Below are 1,326 nucleotides of genomic sequence, written 5' to 3'. Positions count from 1 at the left end.
CCGTGCGCTGGCCAGATAGTCAGCAGTCGCGCGGCGGAGGTCCACGTTCTTCGTCTTGCCGATGTTCACGCCCACGATGGGCCGGTTCGCGCCGTACCGCCGCTGAAGCCGCACCCGCGCCGCCTCCAGGCGGGGCGCCACGGCGGCAGCTCCGTCGTTGTTGAAGCCCATGCGGTTCAGGACGGCGCGGTCCTCGATGAGGCGGAACAATCGGGGGCGGGGATTGCCGGGCTGCGCCGCGCCGGTGATCGTCCCGATTTCGACGTGGCCGAACCCGAGCGCCGTCAGCGACAGTATTCCCCGCCCTCCCTTGTCGAAGCCCGCCGCAAGACCGAACGGGGACGGGAACTCCAGGCCGAACGCGGTTGTCCTGAGGCGAGGGTGCGGCGCGCAGTAGCGGCGCAGTGCCCATCCCGCAGGAGTCCGGTCGACGGTCCGGATCAGCGCTGCGCCGATCGTGTGTGCGCGTTCCGCGTCCATGCCGGCGAAGGCAAGGCGGAAGAACGCTGGGTAGATACGCATGCTAATAAAGTCCCACGTTCGGCGGCGCTCGAACAACTCCGGCACCTGACGGGCGTTATCCTCGGGAGCATGAGTGTGCTGTGGGAGCCGGATCATCTGGGACCCGATTACCGGATGGCCGCACTCAAGCTTCTGCCCGACGACGAAGGGCCCTGCACGGCGACGCTCATTGCCCACGAGCCGCGAGGGGGCTCCCCCTCGGGTGGGGTTCCTGCCGGCCGATCCCGTACCGTACGCGCCGTCCTGTACGTGCACGGCTGGAGCGACTATTTCTTCCAGGAAGCGACGGCGGAGTTCTTCACAGGACGTGGCGCGGCATTCTTCGCGCTGGACCTACGAAAGTTCGGCAGGAGCCTTCGCCCCTGGCAGACCCCCGGCTTCATCACCGACCTCGCCGAATACGACGCCGATATCAGCGCCGCTATCGACGCGCTGACCGAGGTGCTGCGGGAGCGGTATGGAGCGGACATCGACGTTTCCCTCACCCTGATGGCCCATTCTGCAGGAGCACTGACCGCGGTTCTCTGGGCTTCCCGTAACCCCGAACGCGCCCATTCCCTGGTGCTCAACGGACCCTGGCTCGACACCCAGGGCAGCGCAATGCTGCGCACCGCGACACAGGGCCTGCTCGAGACCGTCAGCCGGTTCCGCCCGAAAGCCCGGCTCCGCGTGCCCGAGCTCGGCTTCTACTGGCGGAGCATCAGCCGGAGCGCTCAGGGCGAGTGGGATCTGGAGCCGTCGTGGCGGCCCGAGACCGGCTTCCCACTGCGGGCCGGCTGGCTGGCCGCGATCCTCGCCGGACAG

General features: G+C 68.3%; 1 protein-coding gene and 1 pseudogene. One reads left to right on the top strand and one right to left on the bottom strand.

Annotated elements, in window-relative coordinates:
* Positions 1-522, bottom strand: a pseudogene (locus Y705_RS0112465) (quinone-dependent dihydroorotate dehydrogenase); the annotation flags it as partial.
* A 69-nt stretch (positions 523-591) separates the two neighbouring features.
* Here Y705_RS0112465 and Y705_RS19735 point away from each other — a divergent pair.
* Positions 592-1,326: alpha/beta hydrolase (locus tag Y705_RS19735; protein WP_081738030.1), on the top strand; the 735-nt coding region annotated here is incomplete at its 3' end.

The organism is Arthrobacter sp. H41, assembly GCF_000520535.1.
In the GTDB taxonomy this organism is placed as follows: Bacteria; Actinomycetota; Actinomycetes; order Actinomycetales; family Micrococcaceae; genus Arthrobacter_D.
The sequence above is the reverse complement of the archived record's forward strand: the minus strand, read 5'-3'. Positions and strand labels throughout refer to the sequence as shown.